Annotated in this window: 13 protein-coding genes; all 13 read left to right on the top strand. The window is 39.3% G+C overall.

Features of this window, described 5'->3' with window-relative positions:
- The first annotated feature begins 41 nt into the window (after positions 1–41).
- The 13 genes from K6V26_RS19670 (at position 42) to K6V26_RS19610 (ending at position 23040) form a co-directional block, all read left to right on the top strand.
- A complete protein-coding gene (locus tag K6V26_RS19670) occupies positions 42–602 on the top strand; it encodes an RNA polymerase sigma-70 factor (protein WP_224263635.1) in 561 nt (186 codons plus the stop codon).
- 66 nt (positions 603–668) lie between these two features.
- Positions 669–1661, top strand: a complete 993-nt coding sequence (locus tag K6V26_RS19665) for a FecR family protein (RefSeq protein WP_224263634.1) — start codon at positions 669–671, stop codon at positions 1659–1661.
- Positions 1662–1817: 156 nt separating this feature from the next.
- Entirely contained in the window at positions 1818–5162 is a 3345-nt protein-coding gene (locus K6V26_RS19660; protein ID WP_224263633.1) for a TonB-dependent receptor, read from the top strand.
- Between the two features lie 12 nt (positions 5163–5174).
- Entirely contained in the window at positions 5175–6716 is a 1542-nt protein-coding gene (locus tag K6V26_RS19655) for a RagB/SusD family nutrient uptake outer membrane protein (protein WP_048317170.1), read from the top strand.
- Positions 6717–6725: 9 nt separating this feature from the next.
- Positions 6726–8267 carry a sulfatase-like hydrolase/transferase gene (locus K6V26_RS19650; RefSeq protein WP_010801553.1) on the top strand — a complete coding sequence of 514 codons (1542 nt, stop codon included), beginning with the start codon at positions 6726–6728 and terminating at the stop codon, positions 8265–8267.
- A 74-nt stretch (positions 8268–8341) separates the two neighbouring features.
- A complete protein-coding gene (locus K6V26_RS19645; RefSeq protein WP_048317172.1) occupies positions 8342–8911 on the top strand; it encodes an RNA polymerase sigma-70 factor in 570 nt (189 codons plus the stop codon).
- Positions 8912–8977: 66 nt separating this feature from the next.
- On the top strand, positions 8978–9964 hold the full coding sequence (locus tag K6V26_RS19640) for a FecR family protein (RefSeq protein ID WP_048317159.1): 987 nt from the start codon (positions 8978–8980) through the stop codon (positions 9962–9964).
- Between the two features lie 214 nt (positions 9965–10178).
- Entirely contained in the window at positions 10179–13550 is a 3372-nt protein-coding gene (locus K6V26_RS19635; protein ID WP_224263632.1) for a SusC/RagA family TonB-linked outer membrane protein, read from the top strand.
- A gap of 12 nt (positions 13551–13562) precedes the next feature.
- Positions 13563–15491 (top strand): RagB/SusD family nutrient uptake outer membrane protein, encoded by a 1929-nt coding sequence (locus tag K6V26_RS19630; RefSeq protein WP_046145552.1) that lies wholly within the window; start codon positions 13563–13565, stop codon positions 15489–15491.
- 124 nt (positions 15492–15615) lie between these two features.
- The gene (locus K6V26_RS19625) at positions 15616–16821 is read left to right on the top strand and encodes a DUF2264 domain-containing protein (protein WP_046145551.1); all 1206 of its coding nucleotides are present in this window, start codon (positions 15616–15618) and stop codon (positions 16819–16821) included.
- A 39-nt stretch (positions 16822–16860) separates the two neighbouring features.
- A complete protein-coding gene (locus K6V26_RS19620; RefSeq protein ID WP_046145550.1) occupies positions 16861–19230 on the top strand; it encodes a glycoside hydrolase family 88 protein in 2370 nt (789 codons plus the stop codon).
- Positions 19231–19382: 152 nt separating this feature from the next.
- Complete coding sequence (locus K6V26_RS19615) at positions 19383–21647, top strand: DUF5703 domain-containing protein (RefSeq protein WP_262905142.1); 2265 nt, start codon at positions 19383–19385, stop codon at positions 21645–21647.
- A gap of 397 nt (positions 21648–22044) precedes the next feature.
- Entirely contained in the window at positions 22045–23040 is a 996-nt protein-coding gene (locus K6V26_RS19610; RefSeq protein ID WP_224263630.1) for a metallophosphoesterase family protein, read from the top strand.
- Positions 23041–23078 lie beyond the last annotated feature (38 nt).

The following is a 23078-nucleotide window of genomic DNA, read 5'->3' as shown; positions in this document are numbered from 1 at the left end:
TAAGATATTATCTGTTCTTAAATAATATCTATATTTGCGATATGATGGAGGTCGATCGGGAATCTGAATATCTGGAAAAATTGGGGCAGGGGGATCATAAGTCCTTCGATGCCCTGTTTATGTTATACCATCCGCGGGTAAAGAACTTTTTCAAAGGTTTCATTAAGGATGAGGAAGAGGCGTGCGATATGGCGCAGGATATTTTCTTCAAGGTCTGGACAAACCGGGAAAGCATTTCTAAGGTCAGTTCCCTGAAAGCCTATTTATTTCGTATGGCTCGTAATATGGTCTACGATTATTATGAACACAGTCTTGTAAAAGAGTCTTACGAACAGAAATTACAATTTTCATCCTCTGCTTATACCGACCTGATAGAAGAGGACATCTATGCAAAAGAGTTATCGATACTGATCGATATTGCTATCGAACAAATGCCGGAGCAACGCCGGCGTATTTTTAAGATGAGCCGGAAAGAAGGGTTATCGAATGAAGAAATTTCACAGAAGTTGCAAATTAATAAACGGACTGTTGAGAACCATGTAAGTCAGGCGTTGGCGGACCTTCGTGAAGTCGTGCGCGGAGCTTTTTTATTACTTTTTTGAAAAAAATCTCTTTTGGACTGTGTGTGCCTGCTCCTTGTCCCGTCTTCAATATAAACAGGGGATAAAATGGCGAATAAAACGATACATACATTAATCACTAAATTCTTCGGAAATGATCTTCCGGATGCAATCCAGATGTCTTTCCGGAAGTGGTTTGTCGGCGGAACCCATCAGCAGGAAAAGGAAGAGGCAATGCAGGAACTTTGGGAACAGGTTCCGGCAGAAGCAGACGGTCGGACTGTACAGGAACTGGACAGGTTACACCATCGTATGGAAGCAGTTGGCCGTCCGGTAGTTAAGCGATCTATGTATCAACAGGTTCTCCGGATTGCCGCCATACTGCTGTTACCTCTGATCGGTGCCGCCAGTGCCTGGTTTGTGATGCAGGGCGAGCCGAAGGTTATAGAGCCGGAATGGACGGAATGTTTTGTGCCGAACGGCGAGAGAAAGCAAATTACTTTATCGGACGGTTCTGTGGTATGGCTGAATTCAGGATCGCTATTGGTATATGCCGCAAAGTTTGAAGGTAACAAACGAGCTATTTACCTGAATGGGGAAGCGAGCTTCAATGTGGCTAAAGATCCGGAAAAACCTTTCATTGTTAAGACAAGCCATATGGATGTGGAGGCGCTGGGGACGGTATTTAATGTAGAGGCTTATTCGGATTCGGAATTGACCGTTGCGACGTTGGAGGAAGGGAAGGTCCGGGTAAGTACCGACCTCACAGCAGATAAGCCGATCATTCTCCACCCGGATGAGCAGGTCGTATATAACAGTTTATTGCGGACCGTTTCCAAAGAAGTTGTCGATGCCGGCAAAGTCATGCAGTGGAAACACGGATATCTCACCTTTCAGGGGGCTTCGTTCGATTATATCGTGAAGACGATAGAAAGGCGTTTCGATGTGACGATTAACTATGAGACTGGCAAGTTTGCAGGACGTAGTTTCACAATGAAATTCCGGCCGGATGAAGGCTTGAACCAGGTACTGGATATTCTGAAAGAAATGGTGAACGGATTAAATTACAGGATTAAAGATAATGTGATATATATAAACTAAAAAACGGAGGATACATTATGAAAAAAAGAACCCGGGAAGACGACGCCAATCAGAACTCCCCGGATTTGAAATCGTGGTGAACACCAATTAATAAATCGCCTGAAACAGGTGGTAAATAATATAGTATTCAACTTTAAAATCTAATTTTACAAAGGTATGGAAATAAACCTGAAAACACAATGGAATAAACTGAATAGTTTGTTCCGGGTAGCAATAATACTTTTTCTTTTCCTTTTTTCGCAATTTACGGTTATATGGTCTCAGACCATAACGTTTTCCGAAAATAGTCTGACAATCAAAAAAGCGTTTGCCGAGATCGAGAAACAGACAGACATGTCGGTTGACTATGATGAATCGGTTTTGAATATTCATAAGAAGATAGAGCTTGGAACTGGTAATAAAAATCTGGATGAAACATTAAATCAGATTTTACAGGGAACAAATTGCTCTTATGTAATTAAAAATAATCATATTGTTATTTCTGCCGAGAATAAAAAGCAGGAAAAGGAGAATCTGGTGGTAACCGGGACAATCACAGATGAACATGGCGAACCGATTATCGGTGCGAATGTGATGGAAAGAGGAACAACAAATGGTTGTATCTCCGACATCGACGGCAATTATTCATTAAGCGTAAAAGGAAATTCGGTCCTTTTATTTTCCTATATCGGATATATATCCAAAGAAATAGCCGTGAATAACCAAAAGATGATAAATGTGAGATTGATGGAAGACACACAAAAACTGGAGGAAGTGGTTGTCGTAGGTTATGGTGTTCAGAAAAAGGTAAATCTTACCGGTGCTGTTTCTGTAGTGAAAGGGGAAGAGATGACTAAACGTCCTGTTACCAATGCAACTTCCATGTTACAGGGGCAAGTTCCGGGTTTGCGTGTCGTAAACGGTTCCGGACAGTCGGGTAATAATAAAGTGAGTTTGCGGGTTCGCGGACAAGGCACGTATTCCGATGCCGGCTCCGATCCGCTGGTGCTGATCAACGGTGTTCCGGGAGATCTGTCAAATCTCGATCCGAATGCGATAGAAAGCATATCGGTATTGAAAGATGCCGCTTCCGCTGCTGTATATGGTGCGCGTGCGGCTAATGGTGTAGTATTGGTGACAACGAAAACGGGTATAAATAAAAAGACATCGATCAGTTATTCCGGAAACTTTGCCATTTATTCTCCGACACGTATGCTGAATGTCGTTACCAATTCCGTGGATTATATGAATTTATGGAATGAGGCTAAAGCGAATTCCGGTATTTCTTCGGGTTTGTATCCTCAGGAGATTATTGACCAGTATAAAAATGCTAAACCGGGTGATCCGGAATATCCTAATTATGATTGGTTGGGCGAACATATCCACAGTACGTTCTCACATAATCACAATGTAGCTGTTTCCGGCGGATCGGATAAGATGTCATACAATGTTTCTATGTATTATGCCGATGAAAACGGAACAATGGACGGACACGGATATAAGAAGTATAATTTTACGGCAGATCTGCAGAGCCAGATAACTAAATGGATGAAATTCGGTTCGTATGTGGGGTTTATGAGAGGGGACAGAAAACGTCCTTATGAGGGAGGCACAGATGGCAGCTTTACTTCTATTTTTGCACAGGCACCTACTTATGCACCTCAACGTTCCGACGGTTCGTGGGTGTACAAGGCTTATCCATGGGAAAGTAATAACAAGAATGTGATTGCTTTGGTCGGTAATGATGCATTACGTAAAAATACGAGTTATGATGTGAATGCACAGGCCTGGTTGACAATAGATATTGTTAAAGGGTTGTCCTGGCATACAAAGGGAGCGGTTCGCATGATCGCAGAAAGAGAGAAAGAATGGCGTCCGTTGGTAAAACTTTATAATTATCATTCCGGTGAATATATGAATGAACTGGATGTGGGTGCAAAAGGTCTGAATTCGAATGATTATCATACGTTCTATACTTATCTGTATTCTTATTTGAAGTATGACGTGTCAACAAAAGACCAGAATCATAATTTCGGTCTGCAATTGGGTTATTCTCAGGAAACAAATGATTATGATTGGCTGAAGGGGTATAGAAAAGATTTTCCGTTCCCATTGACAGAGATTGATGCCGGTTCGAAAGAATTACAGGAGGCAGAAGGAAATCTTGAGCAATGGTCGTTAATGGGTATTTTCGGACGTTTCAATTATAACTATAAGGAACGTTATTTGTTTGAGGCCAACTTCCGTTATGATGGTTCTTCCCGCATTAATCCCGACGACAGATGGGGTATATTCCCTTCTTTCTCTGCCGGTTGGAGAATGACAGAAGAACAGTTTATGCAGGATTTGCATTGGTCATGGTTGAATAGTATGAAGATCAGGGCTTCCTGGGGACAGTTAGGTAATCAGAATATTGGTATATACCCTTATCAGGCAGTCATGGAAAATGAGGGGAACTATACATTTGATAATTCTTCTTTGTCGACCGGTTATGCACAAACCAAGTATGCAAACCGTAATATAACATGGGAGACTACTACCGTTACTGATATAGGTTTGGAGGCAACTGTATTCAATGGTCTTAATGTTACGCTTGACTGGTATAAAAAGAAAACAAAAAATATTCTCCGGGATGCCCAGGTTACAGGGGCTTTAGGATTGGATGCACCTGTTATAAATAACGGTGAGATGGAGAATAAAGGCTTTGAAATTAATGCGCAATATGTAAATAATATTAAAGGCGGTCTTTTCAAGGGATTAAATTATAATGTAGGTTTCTATTTTGACCGTAACAGGAACAAGGTGACAAAGTTTGGTGCTGATGAAATATCCGGACATTATTTGCGTCAGGAAGGTTTGCCTTACAATTCTTATTATATGCTGGATTGTATCGGTATTTTTAGGGATGAGGATGATGTGAAAAATTCGCCCAAACAGTTCAATGATAATACATTGCCGGGCGACCTGAAATATCGTGATGCCAATAATGACGGTGTGATAGATAATGATGACCGTGTAGTGATTGACGGACGATTCCCTAAATTTGAGTATGCATTTAATTTGTCTGCCAGTTGGAAGGGATTTGACGTTTCTCTTCTGCTGCAAGGTGTTGAAGGAAAGAAACATTATGTTACGGATTGGGGATTACAGCCATTCCGTCAGGGTAGTGCTCCGACAATTGATTATGTAAAATATCGCTGGACAGAGGATAATCCGGATAACGCAAAGTATCCGAGAATGTATTTTGATGATTTCGGCGGTAGCAAGAATACAAGAAAGAATTCTTACTTTTTGAAAGATGCTTCTTATTTGCGTCTCAAGAATCTGACAATAGGCTATACTATTCCTGTAGAGTTGACAAGGAAAATGTTGGTTGAAAGGATACGTATATTCTTCTCCGGTGATAATCTGGCGACAATTACCAATTATCCGGAATTGGATCCGGAAAGAGAAGAAGACGGTCGTTTTGTCGCTTATCCGCAAAATAAGATTTGTTCATTTGGTATTAACGTCCAATTTTAATTCGATATGGTTATGAAGAAAGCTAAATATTATTTGCTGCTGGCATTGGTTGTTATCATGAGCGGATGTGATGATTTTCTGGAAAAGAATCCGCCGTCCAAACCTTCGGAGAATACATTCTGGAAACAAAAAAGCGATTTGGATATGGCTCTGACCGCCTGTTACGGGACAATGACGAAATTTAGCCATGGTTATTTTTCATTCGGTACTCCTCAATGGGATAGTTTTGTTGATAATTGTCATAGTGTGGGAGAAGGAATCACTTTTGATGTATTCCAAGGGAATATAGACCCGTCGACTGTAGGCATAATTCAAGATGTATATAAAGGTTCGTATGTCGGGATTACCCGTATGAATTTATTTCTTTATCAATTGGACCGGTACGAAAATACCGACTTATCGGAAACAGAGAGAGATTTTTATAAAGGACAGGTACTTTTCCTCAGAGCATTTTATTATTCATTCTTGTATAGATGTTACGGAGATGTTCCTTTGATCCTTGAACCCCTCGATCTTGAAACACAATATCAGCCGAAAGTTGAAGCTACAAAAATCTTAGAACAGATCTATTCGGATCTGGATGATGCCATTGGACTGTTGCCGGACAATACCTATTTGGAATTACCCGGAAGAGTGACAAAAGGTGCGGCTCTTGCTTTAAAGGTCAGAATTATGTTATATGACGCATATAATGACAACGGAAAAGCTGATATTGAAAAAATGGGGAATATACTGACTGTAGCTGAGCAAATAAAAGGCTATTCGTTAAGTAATGATTTTGAAAGTATTTTTCAGGGTGCAGGGCAGGAAACGAATACGGAGATCATTTTCTCGACGAAATATCTGGCTCCCAATAATTGGCATACGAGTGATCTGTGGTTTGGCGCATGGTTACGTTGTGCTCCTTTGACGAACCTGGTGAGTGAATTTGAGTTTAAGGACGGTACTTCTTTTTCTACGGAAAATCCGTTATATAATCCGGAAAACCCGATCGAAAACCGAGATCCCCGTTTGGATATGTCTACTTTTTATCAGCAATTGGTTATGGGAGATGTCGAACAGCCTGTTACGGGCGTTTTGCCGACCGGTTACGGACTGAAGAAATTTGTAACCCGCGACAAGACGCAGTATCCGATCGGGTATAATACGCGTAGTGATCAGGACTGGGTACATTTCAGATATGCCGAAATATTGCTGGCTATAGCGGAGGCAGAGAATGAAGTGAATGGCCCGACTCAGAAAGTGTATGATGCTATTAACAGTATCCGTGCCCGTAAAGGTGTTGATATGCCGCCGTTACCGACAGGTTTGAATCAGACACAGATGCGCGAAAAGATACGTCATGAAAGGCGGATAGAATTAGCATTCGAAGGGCATCGCTATTTTGATCTGAAACGATGGCGTATTATTGGAGAAATTATGAATAACTTTGACGAGCCGACATTGCCATTGTATAAATCTGTATTTGAAGATCGTTTTTATTTGTGGCCGATACCGCAGAGTGAGATCGACAAGAACAATGGCGTTTTGGTTCAGAACCCGAATTACAAATAAAACAGAGATATGAATAAGTTAATCAAAAATCGCGGGCTGCTTCTTTCTTTAGGCAGCCTGGCAGTCTTTAGCAGTTGTGCCCAACAACAGCCACAGGAAGCAAAGAAGCCGAATATCGTGTTCATCTTTGCGGATGATATGGGATATGGAGATGTTTCTGCATTGAATGAAAACTCCAAGATAAAAACGACTAATATCGACCGGATTGCTAATGAAGGAGTTGTTTTTACAGATGCACATTCCAGTTCGTCTGTCAGCACACCTTCGCGTTACGGCGTGTTGACCGGACGGTATAACTGGCGTTCCGATCTCAAATCCGGTGTATTGATGGGATACAATAAGGCTTTGATCGCTCCGGACCGCCGAACGATCGCTTCTGTGCTGAGGGATCAGGGGTATCAGACGGCATGTATCGGTAAATGGCACCTCGGATGGGATTGGAATAATATAGAAGCAGGGCCGGATAGTGTGGATTTTAGCAAACCTATCTCCAACGGGCCTACGACAAGAGGTTTCGATTATTTCTATGGGATCATTGCTTCCCTGGATATGGCTCCTTATGTTTATGTGGAAAATGATATGCCGACTGCTTTGCCTGACCGGGTGACTGTGAATGACGGTATGAAGTATTGGCGTAAGGGACCGACGGCTTCCGATTTTGATCATGAACAGACGTTACCCAATTTTATCAACAGGGCGGTGGATTATATTCATGATAAATCAAAGGAAGACAAGCCTTTCTATCTGTATCTCCCGTTACCGGCTCCTCATACTCCGATCTTGCCGATCAAGGAGTACCAGGGTAAATCCGGTCTGAATCCTTACGGCGATTTTGTACTGATGGTGGATGATATGGTAGGTAAGGTAATGAAAGCATTGAAGGATGCCGGTGTTGATGATAATACAATATTGGTATTCAGTACCGACAATGGTTGCAGTCCGCAGGCCAAGTTTGATGAACTACAGGAAAAGGGGCATTATCCGAGTTATATTTATCGCGGGCATAAAGCCGACTTGTTTGACGGCGGTCACCGTATCCCTTGTGTTGTAAGATGGCCGGCACAGGTTAAACCTCATACGGTAAGCCAGACGGTCTGTCTGACTGATTTCTTTGCAACGTTTGCCGCTGTTGCCGATTATCAGTTGAAAGATTCTGAAGGTGAGGACAGCTACAATATCCTGCCTTTGTTGTTGAATGAGAAAGAAAGTAATGTTATCCGTGAGGCTACGGTTCATCATTCGATCAATGGTGATTTCACGATCCGTAAGGGAGAATGGAAACTCTTGTTGTCTCCCGGCTCCGGCGGTTGGAGTTTTCCGAGACCAGGTACGGATGATGATGTAATTAAAACATTGCCGTTGGTTCAGTTGTATAATATGAAGGATGATCCGGCAGAAACAAAAAATGTATATGCAGAACATCCTGAGATTGTGAAAGAGTTGAAGGAGCTGATGATAAAATACGTCAGGGAAGGCCGTAGTACTCCGGGAGTCCCCCAGAAAAATGATGGTCCCGAAGTCTGGAAGCAACTAAGCTGGATAGAAGAATAAATATTTTGAATCGTTGGATAATCCCGGAAAACAGTTACTTTTGTTTTCCGGGATTTTATTTATCTGAGAGAGAGATGTTAACAGAAAAGAGGAATATACCGTATGATTTTGAAGAAATATATGTATCATATTTCTCCAGAATGAAATGTTTTGCTCAGGAATATGTCCTGTCTGAAGAAGATGCGGAAAACATAGTACAGGATGTTTTTACAGAGCTTTGGGAGAAAAAGGAGCTTCTTACCTATAACATAAATTTAGTTGCTTTCCTTTTTACATCGATAAAAAACAGGTGCATCGACCATTTACGCCATGATATCGTTGTAAGAGAGGCTGTAAGCCAAATGCAAGAAGAGTATCAGATTACTTTAAAAGTAAAACTGGCGTCATTGGAATTATTTGACCAATCACTTTTGTCGGAACAGGATATTGAAAAGATAATATCGGAAGTGATAAATTCTTTACCGGATAAATGCCGAGAGATTTTTATTAAAAGTAAAATAGAAGGGAAGAAACAGAAAGATATTGCCGTAGAAATGAATATATCTCTTAAAACTGTTGAAAACCAAATGAACATTGCTTATAAGAAACTAAAATCTGAACTGAAAGACTACTTGCCTCTTCTTTTATTTTTTCTGAATAACTAAAAAATTGAATATCTCCTTTGGGGGTTTTCATCCCTTCATCCGTTTATTAATTATTAAACGGAAAATATGGACGAACGAATAGAAAAATACTTTTATGAGGAGCTTTCCCCGGAGGAACGTTTATCCCTGCTGCATGATGTTGAAGCAAATGAGGAACTGAAGAGGCAATTTGCGGAATATCAGAATATGTACGCTTTATTGAATCTGGGGCATCAGATGGAAAACAGGGAGGTCGGCAAAGATAAATTTGATCAGTTTATTTCCGCGAAACAACGTGGAGTTAGCTTAAAACTGTGGGTACGGCGATTAAGTTATGCGGCAGTTGTTGCAGTATTAGTCGTATCATCAAGTATATTGACATATTTATATATGCAGAATAGTTTGCAACAGAATTTATTATCCAATACAATGAATACTTTATATACACCAGCCGGGCAACGTGCACAACTTGTTTTACAGGATGGAACGGAGGTTTGGTTAAATGCAAAGTCGAGGTTGGTTTATCCGGCCCAGTTTGTTGGGAAAGAAAGACGAGTGACTGTTGAAGGAGAGGCTTTCTTTAATGTGGCGAAAAATCCTTCAAAACCGTTTATTGTCTCAACACAGGATATCGATATGAAAGTACTGGGTACGCAGTTTAACGTTTACTGCTATCCGGATGCCGGATATATACAGACTAGTTTGTTGGAAGGTACTGTCAAAGTATTTTTTCCTGATAAGGAGAAAGAAGGGATTATTTTGAAGCCGGATCAACAAGTTACTGTTTCAGAGGGAAAAATGATTGTATCACAGATAAGCCTCGAAGAGCGTTTTTTGTGGCGTGAGGGTATTTATGCCTTTGAAAACGAGCCTCTGATCGATATTCTGAAGAAAATGGAGTTATATTACGACGTTAGGATTATAGTAAAAGATGCTTCCTTGTTTAATGATACTTATACAGGTAAGTTCAGGCAGCGTGATAGTCTGGATGATGTATTTCGGGTATTGCAGCAAATACGGAAATTTAAAGTAGAAAAAGATAAAGACCGGAATATAATAACCTTAAGTAAATAGAATGTTAAACTAAAAACGAAATGCTTATGAGGAAATAACACAAGTAAAAACAAAAGCGGCAGAAGCTACCAACAACTGCCGCCGATGTAAAGTAAACACAAGACGTAAAATTTTTTAGTATTCACTTTAAACATTGAACAAATGTATGAAAAGAAAAACTTTGTTACAGTATTTTGCTGTGCATAATAACAGCGTTAAAGATTTTTTTAGGATTATGAGAATATCGCTATTACTTTTATTTGTCTGTGTATGTCAGTTGATGGCAACAGATATGGATGCGCAAAACACAATTGTTAAAATCAAACAAAATAATATTTCTATCAAGCAGTTGATAAAAGAGATTGAGTTACAGACTGACTATTTAGTTGTTTTCCGAAATCAGGATGTAGATGTGGATAAGCTGATCTCTTTTAAAAAGACCTCAGCTAAAGTGACGGAACTTTTGGAAGAAGTGTGCAGGAATGCCAATATTAATTATGTATTTGAAAATAATTATATCACCTTATCCAAAGGCATTCAGGAGATAAAACAGAATAAGAAAAAGGTAACAGGAGTTGTAATTGACGCTAAAGGAGAACCGATAATCGGAGCTAATGTTGTAGAGATAGGAACATCTAATGGTATTATTACAGATGTAGATGGAAACTATTCATTGGAAGTAGGTGATGGTGCGACTCTTCAGTTCTCATTTATTGGCTATTTGAGTCAGAGTGTTAATGTGAAGGGAAAAACAGTTCTTAATATTACGATGCAGGAGGATACACAGGCTTTAGATGAGGTTGTAGTAGTCGGTTATGGTACGATGCGTAAAAGAGATCTTACAGGTGCCGTAGCCCAAGTACGTCCTGATAAGTTGCTTAAAGAAGGTATTACTACGGTACAAGATATTTTACGGACAGGAGTACCGGGTTTGAATGTCGGAGTTAGTTCTTCTGCCAAAGGTGGCGGATCATTGCAGGTCAGAGGCCAGCGTTCATTATCGGGTAATAATGATCCTTTGATCGTAGTGGATAATGTTATATTTTTTGGTGAATTATCAGAAATCAATCCTCAGGATATTGATCAGTTAGATGTACTGAAGGATGCATCTTCTGCTGCAGTGTTTGGTGCCAAGTCGGCCAATGGTGTTATTATTATAACGACTAAAAAAGGAAAATCAGAAAAACCGACTGTACGTTTTGATGCTAACTGGGGAGTTGTCACTATGGGAAGACAACGCAAAGTGTACGATGCCAATGAATATCTGGACTTTCGTTCAGATTGGTTTGACAGCCAGACTGGTTTTGTTAATCCGGGTAAATATAGACAACCGACTGCTACAAATCTGAAGAAATATGGTTTAACGATTGATGAGTGGAGAGCAATGTCTGTAGAACAGGGGACAGATGATGAAATCTGGCTGAGTCGTTTAGGCTTGTTCGATAAAGAAAAAGAAAACTATTTTGCCGGTAAAACGTATGATTGGTACGATGAAGCATATCGAACAGGAATCAAGCAGGACTATAATGCGAGTATTTCCGGTCGTGGCGAAAAGGTGAATTATTATTTCTCATTGGGATATTTGGATTCAAAAGGACAAATTGTTGGGGATGATTATAAGAGTATTCGTTCGAATCTAAAGGTAGATGCCACCGTTGCCAATTTCTTGACTTTAGGAGCAAATGTGAATTTTCAGGATCGCACAGATGGAAATTTAGCTGTAAAGCCGGAAGATGTATTAAAAAAGAACTCTCCATATTCTACGCCTTATGAAGAAGACGGTAGTTTGGCATGGCATCCTATGGGTGAAAATCCTTTAAATATGGGGTATAACTATCGTTTTGATAGACAGTATAAAGATTTGGAACGTGGTTATACTACACTGAATACTATTTTGACGGCAAAGATTAAATTACCTTTTAATATTAGCTATACGCTTAATTTTACTCCGCGTTTCCAATGGTATCATAATCGTTATCACGAGTCTTCACAGCATCCGGAATGGAAAACGAAACATAATGGTGCTGTAGACAGAGAACAAACACAGCGATTTGAGTGGTTGGTTAATAATACGATTAACTGGGATTATACTTTTGCTAAAAAGCATAAAGTGAATGTAACATTGGCTCAGGAAGCCGAGGAACATAGAAAATGGACAGATAAAATTAATGCACGTGATTTTATTCCGACAGATGCATTGGGGCTACATTATGTAGGAGGTGCCGACAAATTAAAAAGTTCTTTTTTAACAGAAGATACTCACAGTACGGGGGATGCCTTGTTAGCTCGTCTATTCTATTCGTATGATGATAAATATATGACAACGTTATCGGTTCGTCGTGATGGATATTCTGCGTTTGGAACATCGAATCCGAGAGCAACTTTCATGTCGGCTGCTTTGGCCTGGGCATTTACGGAAGAGGACTTTTTTACCTGGGAACCGATGAGCCGTGGTAAGTTAAGAGCTTCTTGGGGATCCAACGGTAATCGTGGTGTCGGAATATATGATGCCCTCTCTAACTTGACGACCGGATCAGGGCCTTATGGTTATATAGGTTCAAATGGATCTTTGCAGGAAATTTCAATGTTGTATGTCAGTCGTATGGCGAATCCGAACCTGCGTTGGGAAAGAACTACTTCCTGGAACTTTGGACTTGATTTTGGCTTCCTGAATGATCGTATCATAGGTAGTATTGAATATTACCATATGCCAACTACAGATTTGGTTATGAGTCAGAGCTTGTCTGATATTACCGGTTTTTCAAGCATTACCACAAATTTGGGTGAAGTTCAGAATAAAGGTTTTGAATTGACACTAAATACATTGAATATTCAGAATAGGAATTTTGAATGGAATTCCAGCCTGAATGTTTCCCTGAACAGGAATAAGATCGTGCATTTATATTATACTTATGAAGATGTATTGGATGAAAATGGTAATGTAATTGGAAGAAAAGAAGTGGATGATGAAAAGAATAAATGGTTTATCGGTCATGATATTAATGAAATATGGAATTATCAATATGAAGGAATCTGGCAGTTAGGTGAAGAAGAGGAGGCTGCTAAATATAAACAGGTTCCGGGAGACCCTAAATTCAAAGATATATATGATGTCGAAAACAGAAGATATTCCAATGATGATAAAGTATTTTTAGGATCTACTTCCCCCCGTTTCCGTTGGTCGTTTAGAAATGACTTTACATTTTGGAAGAATTTTAATGTCTCTGTAAATATTTATTCTAAGTGGGGACAGAAAGGTTCTGAAGAGTTTATTAATAGTGGATATGAAGCAGAGCGACAAAATGTGTATAAGCTAAAATATTGGACTCCGGAGAATCCTACGAATGATTATGCCCGCTTAGGTGGTTCGAATGTGGCTAGTGGTGGTCAACGTATTATAGATAAGTCATTTATACGTTTGGAAAGTATTGCACTGGAGTACAATGTACCTAAAAAGTTTTTATCGAAATACCATTTAGGAGGACTGCGTGTATCGGGAAGTGTTCGTAATGTGGCTTGCTGGACTAAGGAATGGCAGTATAATGATCCGGAATACGGAAGTCTGGTTCCTGTTTCATTTAATTTCGGTTTAAGTTTAACGTTATAAAAACAATAAAACATGAAAAATAAAAAGCATATTAAATATATTATGATGGCTGCAGTTTTGTCATCAGCATTGATGATTTCTGGATGTTCTGAGGATTTTTTGAAACCGGACCCTCTCTCTTTTTATGAGCCATCCAAGACTTTTAGAACAAAGGAAGGACTAGAGTCTGCTTTAGCTACTTGTGACAAGCATTTACGCAATATGTATTTTCATTGGCAAGATGCGGACGGAGCTCCTTTTGTTTCTGAAAATCTTTTTTCAGAGATGGCGGTGAATGGAACAACAGACCAGCCTTCAATACCTGGAGTAGGGATTGATCTTGTTACACTGATGCAACCTACTGCTACTGATAATGCTTCAACGATAAGGTATACTTACTTTTGGAGTCAAGCTTATGCTGGTATTAAATATGCAAATTCCATCATTACGAATATTGACTATGTAGAGGGACTGGATCCTAAGTTACATGATGAAATGTTGGGAAGAGCTTATTTTCACCGTGCCTACAGATATTTTAATACAGTCTTTCAATATAAGGATATACCGTTGTTTACGAGAGAAGTACAGGGTACAAAATTCGATTATAAATCGACAAAGCGTTCCGTTATTCTGGATATGATCACAAAAGATTTGGAATATGCTGTTCAAAATGTGCCGGAAGTTGCTGATTATGGAGGTATGATTGATAAAGGAACTTGTCGCCATTTATTGATTAAATGTTATTTGGCAACAGGACAGTTTGATAAAGCAATTGAAGAGGCTAATATTTTAATCAATAACTCAGGATATGCGTTAATGACTGAAAATTTCGGAACCTTTATCAATCCGATGCCGGATGTTCATCCTGTTACACGCAATGTAATCTGGGATTTACACAGACCTGAAAATAAAATGACATCGGCGAATAAAGAAGCAATCTTTTGTATGATTAGTCGTAATGAATCAGCGGAAAGTAGTATTCGTCTTAAAACAATGCGTAATGCAGTTCCTTTTTGGCCTGCTGCTGGAGCTATTGGAATCATGACTCCGAATGGTAAACAAGGCATGGATATTACTACAACTTATTTCAATTATAAAAAAACTTATGGGCGTGGAGTTGCTCGCATGCGTCCAACGAATTATAACCAATATACGTTGTGGGTAAATGATTCGACAGATTTGCGCCATAGCGTGAAACATGGAAATTGGATGGTAATGGAAAATTTCAAATATAATCATCCTAAATTATTCTCGGAGGGAAATGAGTATGCAGGGAAAAATATTCGTTTGTATGGGGATAATGGAGAATTGTTATGTTCCGATACGATACGAAACTGGTTTAACTGGCCTCATTATAAAACTTGGGTAGAAGATCCTAATTATGAGAATAGCAATAACTATGAAGGAGGAGAAGGAGATTGGTATATGTTTCGTTTGGCCGAAACGTATCTTTTGAGAGCTGAAGCGTATATGTGGAAAGGGGATGTAGCTAAAGCTGCAGAAGATGTCAATACGATTCGTAAAAGATCCCAATGTTCAATACTGTTTACTCCGGGAGAAATGAATATGGGAGTTATAATGGACGAAAGAGCAAGAGAATTATATCTGGAAGAATGGCGTCATGTTGAATTAAGTCGTGTTTCTTATATTTTCGCATTGACAGGACAGACTGATGAATTCGGAAAGACTTATACGGAAGAAAAATTGTCTGATGATAGTTATTGGTGGCAAAGGATTTGTAAATACAATAATTTCTATAATTCGGGTATAAAAACTCGTTCCGGAGTAAAGTATACTATTGCTCCGTATCATATATTCTTCCCGATCCCTCAAGGTACCATTGATGCGAACAGAGAAGGTCGCATCAATCAAAACAAGGGATATGCTGGATATGAGTATAATGTAACTCCGTTTGACAATCTGGAAGAAGCGAAGGCTGCAGAATTGGATTATACCAATTAATAGTATGTCATTTGTTACCATTTGGCCTGGAGTGTTCCTATTTGTATAAGGAACATGTTACAGGTCGAATGGTAGTCTTTTGGAATAGAAGTTTTACGTTTGATAATTAAAAACTCTACATAACATGATAAAACATACTTTTAAATTATTGTTGGTTGTCGTAGCTTTAGTATATGTTCCTTTTGTTAAAGCGCAAGAGGATGACCGGATTGTCTGGATAGGTGCGATGACACGCATTGCCGATCCTGTATTGATTAATCTGAGTCAGAACACATTGAAAAAGAATATGCCTTATGAGTCTTTATCGAAGACAAGAAGTAAGTTTTCGCATCTGGAAGCTGTCGGACGTTTGATTTGCGGAATAGCTCCATGGCTAGAACTCGGACCGGATAATACCCCGGAAGGTCAATTGCGGGCGAAATATATTGATTTGGCAGTAAGAGGATTAAGGAATGCTGTTGATCCTAGTGCTCCGGATTATTTGGTTTTCGGAGAACCTTCCCAACCGTTGGTTGACGCTGCCTTTTTAGCTCAAGGATTGCTTCGTGCTCCTAAACAATTGTGGGAGAAGTTGGATGATCAGACTCAAAAACGGATGATCACAGAACTTAAACGTAGCCGGGGTATTAAACCTGGAGAAAACAACTGGTTGCTATTTGCTTCTATGGTGGAAGCTGCATTGCTGGAATTTACCGGCGAATGTGATATGGGGCGTTTGACATACGGAGTTTTTAAATTCCGTGACCAGTGGTATAAAGGCGATGCCATTTATGGAGATGGAAAGTTTTTTCATATGGACTATTATAACAGTTTTGTCATTCATCCAATGTTGACCGATGTTTTGAAAATGATGAAAAAACATCATTTGGAAGGTGCAGATTTTCTGGAAATACAATTGAAACGTCATACTCGGTATGCAGAACAACTGGAACGTTTTATCTCTCCGGAAGGGACCTTCCCTGCAGTGGGCCGTTCTATTTGTTATCGGTTCGGTGCTTTTCATGCATTAAGCCAAGCTGCATTATTACATATGTTACCAGGAAGAGTTAAGCCGGCACAAGTCCGTTGTGCATTGACGACAGTGATACGTAACCAATTTAAGTCTCCGGCCAATTTTGATTCGGATGGTTGGCTACGTGTTGGATTTACCGGTGAACAACTCGATATGTCCGAATCGTATATCAATACTGGTAGCGTGTATTTGTGTGCTGTCGGTCTGCTGGCGCTGGGATTGCCGACAACGGATGAATTTTGGTCGGAGCCGTTTGCCGAATGGACTAATCTGAAAGCTTGGAGTGGCAAAGAAGTAAAGGCGGACCATGCTCTTTAAATAGAAAAAGCTAGTTGGAATTATAAAAAATAAGTATTTATGAAAAACTTGGTAGGTATTATATTACTCATTTTAATTTTTTGTCAGGGGAATTTGTGTGCTCAACAGTATGATGAGGCCCCTTCTTATGCAGAAGATTATGCATTTGTTACACAGGATGGCGCCTGGTGTTGGTTCTCTGATCCAAGGGCTGTCTATGTGGAAAATAAAATAATAGGAGGATTTGTTGATAAACAAGGAAGTATATGGGCTTTCTCTTATGATCCGGTTAATCAGCAGAAAAAACAATATAAATTGAAGGATCAGCTGGACTATGACGATCATGCTAATCCTTCTGTAATGATTCTCCCGGACAAACGTATTATGATTTTCTTTTCGGCACATGGGGGAACGACAAATTCTCCAATCTATTATGCAACGACTGAAAAGCCGGTGGATATTAGTTCATGGAGTAAATTAGATTCGATTGTTCCTAAAATGCCGGGAAATCTTGGGGTTTGTTATACGAATGCTGCAATGCTTTCTGGAGAGAATAATAGAACTTATCTCTTTTTTAGGGGACGTAATTTTAAACCGACTTTTATTGCAAGTGATGATTTAAAGAATTGGAGTGCTCCGGTAACAATTGTTGTCAACGATAGTATTTACGGTGAGAGTGGACGTCCATACATGAAAATGACAACGAACCATAAAGATAAAATCTTTTTTGCTTTTACTGATGCACATCCGCGGGATAGGGCAACCAATTCTATCTATTTCATGATGTATAAAGATGGAAAATTATGTAAGGCAAACGGAGATGTTGTGTCAGAGAGTATGGAGCATGCAGTTATGCCCAGTCAGGTTGATAAAGTATATGATGCTACAAAAACATTCGATAAAGCCTGGATCTGGGATATTGCATTCGATAAGGATGAAAATCCAGTACTTGTGTATGCTCGTTTCAGTGATCGGGATAACAGTCATTCTTATTGGTATGCCCGTTGGACTGGTAGTGAGTGGGAAAATCATCTTATTACTAAAGCCGGGCAATGGTTTCAGCGATCAAATTATGTAAAAGAAAAACCTGAATATGAATGTAATTATTCCGGTGGTGTTTATTTGGATCATGAAAATCCTTCAATCGTTTATACTTCCCGACCAATAAACAATGTTTTTGAGATTGAGCGATGGATTTTTGTCGGAGGTAAAGAAAAGTGGAAAACGGAAACGATCACCAGTGAGTCTTCACGTGATAATGTACGACCATTTGTCGTTAGAAATCATAAGGGAGGCCAACCGGATGTTTTATGGATGTATAACTATGAGTATCCGGGTTTCAGAGCATACAATTCGGCGATCCGTATCAATCAAAAAGCAAAAGGCTTCAGCTCGGAGTTGAATAAAGAGGCAATATCACAAGTGGCAAATGCTGTCTTTGATTGGCAAATGAAAGATTATAAAGTAAATAGAAATAGTTGTAATCAGGGATGGGTAAGCGGTGTTCTGTACAATGGTTTATTTGATTGGGCTGACTGCTCTAATAATAAAGGCTATATCGATTTTCTGAATAAGATATTTTCAGGTTTCTCCTGGCAAGTGGGTAACAGAATGTATCATGGTGATGATCTTTGTGTTGGACAGGCCTATTTGGATATGTATGCTAAGTTTAAAAAAGAGAATATGTTGGTCCCGACAAAAGCCCGGGTTGATTGGGTGATGGCTAATCCTCCGGCAGAAAATATCGATGTAACGAAGGGGCATAGTGATCGTTGGTGGTGGTGTGATGCTTTATATATGGCTCCCCCTGTATATGCTCGTTTATACACTCTGACAGGGAACAAAAAATATATGAAGTTTGCACATAAGGAATTTTTGGCAACATATGATCATTTATATGACAAAGAGGAGCATTTGTTTTATCGGGATGCAAGATATCTAGATACGAAAGATGAAAATGGGACAAAGGTTTTCTGGAGCCGTGGTAATGGTTGGGTAATAGCGGGTTTAGTGGAGGTATTGAAGAATCTGCCGGAAGAGGATAAAAAGTACCGTCCGTTTTATCTGCAATTATATCGGGAGATGTGTGAAAAACTGATCGAACTTCAGGGGGAAGATGGTTATTGGCGTTCTAGTTTGTTGAACAAAGAGACTTTTCCTATGCCGGAAACAAGTGGAACAGGTCTATTTACTTATGCTTTGGCTTATGGCGTTAACCAGGGGCATTTACCTAAGGATAAATATATGCCGGCTGTAGAAAAGGGTTGGAATGCATTGGTAAAAGCTGTAAATACAGAAGGAAAAATTGGCTGGGTTCAAATGGTGGCAGATAAACCGGGAAAGGTTGAAAAGAAATCGGTTAGAGGCTATTCGGTCGGAAGTCTATTGATGACAGCAGCAGAGTTATATGAATTCTTGGAAAAAAAATAGATATTATGAGTTTTGGGGACTATTTAAAATATTCAATTTGTTTTCTAGCATTATTTTCTTGTCAATATTCGGGAAAGAAGGAAAAGCTTTCCCTGTGGACTGACATGTACAATGTCATTTGGGATCAACCATCTTTGAATGCATCGGAATCTATGCCATTTGGAGGAGGAGATATCTGTTGTAATGTGTGGGTCGAGTCTGGTGATATTTTACTTTATATGCAGAAAAGTGGCTGTTTTAGCGAAAACGGAGAATATTTGAAATTAGGGCGTGTCCGATTACGTCTTTCTCCTAACCCATTTATTCAATATACTAAATTTGAACAATGTTTAAAACTGAAAGATGGTTCCATTCTGATATCGGCCAATAAGGATAACGGAGAGTCTGTTTGTATCAAAGTCTGGGTAGATATATTTACCCAGTCTATCCATTTTGACATGCATTCGAATAAAAAAATAGCATTAGAAGCTTTTTACGAGAATTGGAGAACGGAAGATAAGGAACTGACTGATAAAAATAGAGGACGTTTCGGTTGTTTTGGACTGGAAGGTTATCCGGGGAAAGTTATCAAGAAAAAAGATCAGATTGTTTTTTCTGAAAATGGGATTCTGTTTTATCATAGGAATACAGGGAATACCTTATCACCGGATGTAATGATCGAGCAACAGAAGCTTTCCCGTTATAAAGATGAAATATGCAATACTATTAGTAATCTGACATTCGGAGGCTTTATATTTGGAGATAATTTGGTCGCTGGAAGTATAACAGAAGGAAAGTATTGCAACACCGATTTTAAATCCTGGTCTCTGAAAAGTAAAAAGGCCAGTAATGACTATCATTTCCAGATTGCAACTTATAAGGAGCAAACTGCAGATGTTAATCAATGGATCTCCTGTTTAAAAGAAAAGGCTGCTGTGGCAAATAATGAAAAAGGAAATCCGGAGAGAAACACAGAATGGTGGAGAGAATTTTGGAATCAAAGTTGGATAATTACAGATCCAACCAGAAGGGATTCTGCCTGTTTGTGGGAGGTCGGTCGTAACTATCAGTTATTTCGCTATCAGTTAGGTTGTAATTTATATGGAGAATATCCTTCTAAATTTAATGGAGGGAATCTTACTTTTGACCCTGCATATGTCGATTCCAGATTAGAGCATGATCCGGATTGGCGACAATGGGGTGGAGATGTTTTTACGGCGCAAAATCAACGTCTTCTTTTTTGGCCTCTGTTAAAAAGTGGAGATTTTGACGGGATGATAGCCCAGTTTAATTTGTATAAACGTGGATTGAAGGGTGCACAATTGAGGGTTCAGGAATATTTTGGACACAATGGCGCCATGTTCTGCGAATATGCAAATGATGCAGGACTTGATTTTGGAGCTGGATGGGGCTGGAATGATAGTAATATTAGGCAACGGGGAAAAGAACTGCCATTCGGTTCGCCGGAGATAAAAGCTGTCAACACTTATTTTGAGCCGGTGGAACATGGAGTTATGGCTAATGGTTCTATTGCCTATCATTGGGAATCACAGGTCGAACATGCCTATATGATTTTGGAATATCATCGTTTTACCGGCAGGAATATTGACGAATATATGCCTTTTATCAAAAATGCCTTGATCTTTTTCGATGAACATTATCAGAAAAGAGAATTGATGAGGACCGGGAAAGCTTTGGATAATAACGGTAAGCTAGTATTTTTCCCGTCTACTTCCTGTGAATCATATCGTGGAGCGAAGAATCCTGCGGATTTGGTTTCGGGTATTCATTCTTGTTTGGAGGAGTTACTGAGGTTGAAGAGTGATTCTATTTCAGAAAAGGATAGGACTTACTTCTCTTCTTATTTGCAGCGATTGCCCGGTCTGTATTATGATGTGATGAAAGGGGATACAATAGTGAAACCGGCAGAATCGTTTATTAAATATCAAAATGTGGAGTGTCCGCAATTTTATCCACTTTTTCCGTTTAACCGATATGATATTAATAGTAATAAAATTCAGTTGTTTAAGAATACTTGGAAGCATGGGAGTTTCCCTAAAAATATGGTAATCAGTTGGCACCAGGATGGTATTTTTTATGCACGAATGGGGATGGTAGATGAGGCGTACAGTTATAACATGCAGAAGTTGAAAAGTGCAGAACGACGTTTTCCTACGTTTTGGGGACCAGGGCATGATTGGGTTCCGGATCATAATTGGGGAGGATCAGGTATGATTGGTTTGCAGGAGATGTTGTTGCAGACAGTAGGTGATAAAATACATATATTACCTTGTTGGCCCAAAGAGAAAGATGTGTATTTTAAGTTACATGCACCACAGAACACAACTGTTGAGGTCGAATATAGTGGTGGTAGAATTCAAAAATTGGAAGTTCTTCCAGCCAGCCGTATGAAAGACGTAGAGGTGTTTCTGGAGTAAATTCTAAACAATCGATGACTGATATTAAATCCGGGTAATTCATAGGAACATTCGAAGCGTCACCGCTGGTATATCGTGCACCGGTAGTGGTACTTCGAGTGTACCTAAAAATAAAGCAAGATTGAAAAATGTATGATTTTTATTTTTTTGTTTCTGAATTATGTAAATATATGTGTGGATGGGATGGATTTGTGTGAAAACCAATAAAAACACATTGGTTCAGTAGGGTATGCAAACCTTTGCGTAAATTTTTCTTCTTACAATTGGGACGAATTGGGAAATAATGACATACTTTTGAAATGGAAAAAACTTAATGACTTATTAAAGCCTTATGGCAGAAGTGTTTGGATATTCGTCAAGGTAGTAATCGATATTTAATAAAACAATAATTAAATTTATGAACTATTTGAAATTAGTGCATTTGTTTTTAGCTGTAACCATGATGGGGACGGTAATGACATCTTGTGTAAAAAAAGAAGCACCGGTAAGATTCGCCATTGCATCGGATTTTCATGCACCGGATGTTCCGGGCGGGAAGGAACGTGTTGAAACATTTATTAAAGCGGCCAGTGATGAGAATGTCGATTTTATCATTGAACTAGGGGATTTTTGTCGACTTGACAGTGCGAGCCAAGTGTACAGAGATGTATGGAACAGTTTTAAAGGAGAAAAACATCATGCCATAGGGAATCATGACCTTGACCGTTACAGTGTAGATGAATATGTAGTGGGAATGGGTATGCCGAATCGTTATTATTCATTTGACAAGGGTAATTTTCATTTTGTGGTACTTGATGGCAATAATTATTCCGATGGTGAAGAAATTCATCATTATGACCATGCGAATTATGGGAAGTATCCGTTGAGCAACCATTCGTATATGGACAAGGAGCAAATGGAATGGCTGGAAAAGGATTTGGCATCAACGGACTTGAAGACCGTTTTGCTGTCTCATCAAAGTTTGGATAGTGAACTTAAAAACGGTGTAGAAGTGCGGAACATTCTGGAAAAGGAAAACAAACGTGCGGGATTTAAGAAAGTGCTACTTGCTTTCAGCGGGCATAACCATAGTAATTACACGAAAAATATCAATGGGATCACCTATATGCAGATCAATAGTGCTTCCTATGTGTGGATCGGCAAGGAGACTATGACAGAGAAGCGATTTCCAAAAGAAATCAATGATAAATATGGCCTGATGGCATATTCTATGATGTATGATAAACCTCTGTATGCTATTGTGACATTGACAGAAGAGGGGGCTGATGTAAAAGGAGTAAAGGCTGATTTTATGCCTCCTGCACCGAAAGAAGTCGGGTTGGGTGATTCTATAGGCGTTTATCCTTTGGTGTCGACCATTGAAGATGTCTATGTGGAATTTACCGACAAGTAAAGAAATATCCGTAAACCTTTGCGTAATTTTTTCTTCCG

Source organism: Parabacteroides goldsteinii (assembly GCF_020091425.1).
Lineage (GTDB): Bacteria > Bacteroidota > Bacteroidia > Bacteroidales > Tannerellaceae > Parabacteroides > Parabacteroides goldsteinii.
Note: the sequence above shows the minus strand (reverse complement) of the source record. Positions and strands in the feature narration are given on the sequence as shown.

Bases quoted from the DNA above. Each gene is read 5' to 3' on its own strand.
- K6V26_RS19670 (WP_224263635.1), top strand. From the start codon at position 42: ATGATGGAGGTCGATCGGGAATCTGAATATCTGGAAAAATTGGGGCAG.
- K6V26_RS19665 (WP_224263634.1), top strand. From the start codon at position 669: ATGGCGAATAAAACGATACATACATTAATCACTAAATTCTTCGGAAAT.
- K6V26_RS19660 (WP_224263633.1), top strand. From the start codon at position 1,818: ATGGAAATAAACCTGAAAACACAATGGAATAAACTGAATAGTTTGTTC.
- K6V26_RS19655 (WP_048317170.1), top strand. From the start codon at position 5,175: ATGAAGAAAGCTAAATATTATTTGCTGCTGGCATTGGTTGTTATCATG.
- K6V26_RS19650 (WP_010801553.1), top strand. From the start codon at position 6,726: ATGAATAAGTTAATCAAAAATCGCGGGCTGCTTCTTTCTTTAGGCAGC.
- K6V26_RS19645 (WP_048317172.1), top strand. From the start codon at position 8,342: ATGTTAACAGAAAAGAGGAATATACCGTATGATTTTGAAGAAATATAT.
- K6V26_RS19640 (WP_048317159.1), top strand. From the start codon at position 8,978: ATGGACGAACGAATAGAAAAATACTTTTATGAGGAGCTTTCCCCGGAG.
- K6V26_RS19635 (WP_224263632.1), top strand. From the start codon at position 10,179: ATGAGAATATCGCTATTACTTTTATTTGTCTGTGTATGTCAGTTGATG.
- K6V26_RS19630 (WP_046145552.1), top strand. From the start codon at position 13,563: ATGAAAAATAAAAAGCATATTAAATATATTATGATGGCTGCAGTTTTG.
- K6V26_RS19625 (WP_046145551.1), top strand. From the start codon at position 15,616: ATGATAAAACATACTTTTAAATTATTGTTGGTTGTCGTAGCTTTAGTA.
- K6V26_RS19620 (WP_046145550.1), top strand. From the start codon at position 16,861: ATGAAAAACTTGGTAGGTATTATATTACTCATTTTAATTTTTTGTCAG.
- K6V26_RS19615 (WP_262905142.1), top strand. From the start codon at position 19,383: ATGCCATTTGGAGGAGGAGATATCTGTTGTAATGTGTGGGTCGAGTCT.
- K6V26_RS19610 (WP_224263630.1), top strand. From the start codon at position 22,045: ATGAACTATTTGAAATTAGTGCATTTGTTTTTAGCTGTAACCATGATG.